This window comes from Halobacterium bonnevillei (assembly GCF_009831555.1).
GTDB classification, from domain to species: domain Archaea; phylum Halobacteriota; class Halobacteria; order Halobacteriales; family Halobacteriaceae; genus Halobacterium; species Halobacterium bonnevillei.
Genome location: NZ_WUUU01000239.1, coordinates 1 through 3441 on the forward strand (window position 1 = coordinate 1; position 3441 = coordinate 3441).

Below are 3441 nucleotides of genomic sequence, written 5' to 3' on the forward strand. Positions count from 1 at the left end.
CGCGCGGCGCCTCCTCAAGCGCGCCGATCGCGCCCCCTCCGACGAGAACGTGGCCGCGCTCCGTGACGCCCTCGCCGACCGCGAGGCGGAGCTCACGCTCCCGGAGGCTGTCGAACTGGCGGCCGACGTTTGAGAAGACACCGCTGGACTCCGACCGCCGATCTAGTCCTCCCTCCCGTTGGGACCACCCACCGAACCGCACATCGGGTTCAGTCAACATGGTATCCGAGGTACGGACGAGACCGCGTGGTTCGTCGACTTCCTGACCGTCGCCGTGCCCCGGGGCGAAGTGCTCGTCGCCCGCGACGCCTACTGCGCTTTCGCCTGCTGGAGCGAGAAGACGAACCCGTAGTAGGCGACGACGCCGCTCGCGAGCGCGCCGTAGTACACCAGTTGCGGCGCGCCCAGCAACTCGAACAGCACGCTGACGACGGTCACCCATCCGATGGCGAACACGAGGTCGAACAGCATTCCCTCGTGGTGTTCCACGACGTGGTCGCGGATCGCGTCGAGTACGCTCACGCGTGCACCTCCGTCGTCACCGTGGGAGAGTGTATCGGTGGCATCGTCGCCGGCGGCGTCCCAGTCACTCCACGTGGTCTCCGTGGACGTCCACGACGAGGACGGGCAATCGGGTGCGGCGCAGGACTTTCTCCGCGACACTCCCGAGCACGACCCGTGACAGCCCGGAACGCCCGTGGCTCCCCATCACGACGAGGTCGACGTCGTTGTCCTCGACGAACTTCCGAATCGCCCGCGCCGGCGACCCGGCGGTGACGTGCTCCTCGACGGCGATGCCGCGTTCGGACGCGACGTCTGCGACGTAGCCGGTGGCCTCGTCTGCTTTCGACTTTACCTCCGGCATCTCGTCGAGGTCGCCGCGGCGGACCCGTTCGACCTGTTCGGTGCCGAGCGCGAGGTTCGTCGCGTCGACGTCCACGACGTAGAGCGCGTGGACTGTGGCGCCGTATTTCTCCGCGAGGTCGACCGCCTGGTCGACCGCCGCTTCGGCCGTTTCGCTACCGTCCGTCGGAACGAGGATGTCGTCGTACATTAGTCGTCACCGCTCACTGCGTCTTCGGCACTCTGTTGGCGGTCCATCGGTTTGGGGCTGTGGCACTGGCGGACGAGCTGCTTCGTCGCCAGGTCGGGTTCGGCGGTCACCAGGGACACGGCGATTGTGACGCCGAACACGACCGGAACCGCGACCAGCGCGGAACCGATTGCCGGCAGCCACTGGGCGAGTGTCGCGGAGATGACGCCGTCGGCACCGGCGACCCCGCCGAGGATGCCGTACGCGGGGACGACCTCGTTGACCATCGGGATCGCCCAGATGGTGAGGCCGGTGGTCATGCCGGCGAGCGCGCCCTGGCGGTTCGTGTTCTCCCACCACAGGCCGAGGAAGAACATGGGGAACAGAACGGCGCCGGCCAGCGAGAACGCGTACGACACGAGCGCCGCGATTGGCGCGGCGGGGTCGAGCGCGGCGAGCGTCGTGATGGCGCCGAGCGCGATGATGCTGATGCGGCCGACGAGCACCTGCTGGCGCTGCGTGGCGTCCTCGTTGATGATGTTCGCGTAGATGTCGTGGGAGATGGCCGACGACCCGGCGATGAACAGACCGGCGGTCGTCGCGATGGCGGCGGCGATGCCGCCGGCCGCGACCAGTCCGACGAACCACGTCGGGAGGTTGGACAGCTGCGCGGCGAGCACGACGATGACGTCGCCCGCGGCGTCGGTCATGCCGGCGGAGTTCGCCGTCTCGTAGACCGGACCGATGTTCTCCGCGTACAGGTCGGTGCCGAACGCGGCGAACGCGGGCGCACTCAGGTACAGCAGACAGATGAAGAACAGCCCCCAGACGGTCGACCAGCGGGCGGTGCGTTCGCTCTCCACGGTGTAGAACCGCACGAGCACGTGTGGCAAGCCACACGTCCCGACGACCAGGGAGAACGCGGTCGCGATCCAGAGATAGTAGCCGCCGGAGACGAACGGCTCGCTGAACTCGCTGGCGAGCGCGCTGAACATCGCGCCGTACTCGATGTGCGGCAGCACCGTCGAGTAGCCGTTCGTGAATCCGACGACGTAGAGGCCGGCGAGGAACGCGACGATGAGGATGACGTACTGGACGGCCATGTTCTTCGTGGCGCCGAGCATCCCCGACAGCGTGAGGTAGCCGACCGTGATCGCCATCATGAGGACCACCATCGACTGGTAACCGGTCAGCCCGGGGATGCCGATGTCGCCGAAGATGTAGAGGCCGACGAGGCCCATGCCACGGGCCTGCCCGATTGCGTATACGAACCCGATGAGGAACGTGGTGACCGCGGCGATGGCGCGCGCGGTGTCGGAGTTGAAGCGGTCGCCGACGAAGTCGGGTGCGGTGTACTTCCCGAACCGCCGCATCTGGGCGGCCATGAAGATGAGGAGGATGAAGTACCCCGTCGACCAGCCGACGACGAACGACAGTCCGTAAAACCCTGACGTGGCGATGAGCGCCGCCATCCCGAGGTAGGAGGCCGCGGACATCCAGTTGGCGCCGATTGCCATGCCGTTCTCGACGTTCCCGATCGAGCGGCCGGCGACCCACATGCCCTCGGTGTCGGCGACCTTGAACACGTAGCCGATGGCGAGGAACACCGCGAGCATCGCGGTCACCATGACGGCGGGCAGTGCCTTGAACGACACGTCCAGGCCCTCGGGGAGGAGTCCGGACTGCGCGACGAGGCCGGACGCTTCGAAGAGTGCGCTCATTCGCCGGCACCTCCGTCGGTGTGCTCGATGCCGTACTTCTCGTCGAGCTGGTCACGCTTGCGCGCGTACCAGAACGCGAGGAGGAGCGCGCCGCCGGGCGCGCCGATGGCGACGAGGAAGTAGTGCAGCGGGAAGCCGACGACCGGCAGCGTCGAGGTCATCACGTCCGGAGCGACGGCGGTCAGCGTGACCGGACCGAACACGACGACGGCCCAGACCACGAATCCGGTCCAGATGATCCGGAGGTGGTCGCGCATGAACGGCGTGCTCGGGTTGAGGAGGTTCACCTCGGAAGTGAGGTAGTTGGTTTCTTCGCGGCCCTGTTCGCCCGCGGTGACCGTGCCGCCGTCGGTGGCGGTCGTGTCGTCCGTCGGTTCGTGAGTGTGTTTGTCTGGCATAGGTTTGCTGCGGTCGTGGGGTCTGTGTCTGGCTGTTGGAAAACTGTGCGCGGTCGCTAGTCGTTGCTCACTTTCGCCTCGATGTCGTCGACGACGTCGGGGTTGCGGAGCGTCGACGTGTCCCCGAGTTCGTCGCCGTTCGCGACGTCCTCCAGCAAGCGACGCATGATCTTCCCGGAGCGCGTCTTCGGCAGTTCGGGCGTGAACACGACCTGCTCGGGTCGTGCGATGGGGCCGATGGCGTCTTCGACGGCGGTGATGATGCGTTCGCGGAGGTCGTCGTCGCCTT

Annotated in this window: 5 protein-coding genes; all 5 read right to left on the reverse strand. The window is 67.1% G+C overall.

The genetic code is table 11. From position 1 onward, the window contains the following. Positions 1-309 precede the first annotated feature (309 nt). Positions 310-522 (reverse strand): hypothetical protein, encoded by a 213-nt coding sequence (locus GRX66_RS17520; RefSeq protein ID WP_159527658.1) that lies wholly within the window; start codon positions 520-522, stop codon positions 310-312. Between the two features lie 64 nt (positions 523-586). Then, positions 587-1054, reverse strand: a complete 468-nt coding sequence (locus tag GRX66_RS17525) for a universal stress protein (RefSeq protein WP_159527659.1) — start codon at positions 1052-1054, stop codon at positions 587-589. Next, positions 1054-2754 carry a sodium:solute symporter family transporter gene (locus GRX66_RS17530; protein WP_159527660.1) on the reverse strand — a complete coding sequence of 567 codons (1701 nt, stop codon included), beginning with the start codon at positions 2752-2754 and terminating at the stop codon, positions 1054-1056. Before GRX66_RS17530 ends, GRX66_RS17525 begins: the two co-directional genes overlap by 1 nt. Beyond that, a complete protein-coding gene (locus GRX66_RS17535) occupies positions 2751-3152 on the reverse strand; it encodes a DUF4212 domain-containing protein (protein WP_159527661.1) in 402 nt (133 codons plus the stop codon). Before GRX66_RS17535 ends, GRX66_RS17530 begins: the two co-directional genes overlap by 4 nt. Positions 3153-3208: 56 nt before the next feature. Next, on the reverse strand, positions 3209-3441 hold a 233-nt coding region (locus GRX66_RS17540), incomplete at its 5' end, for an AMP-binding enzyme (RefSeq protein WP_449271474.1).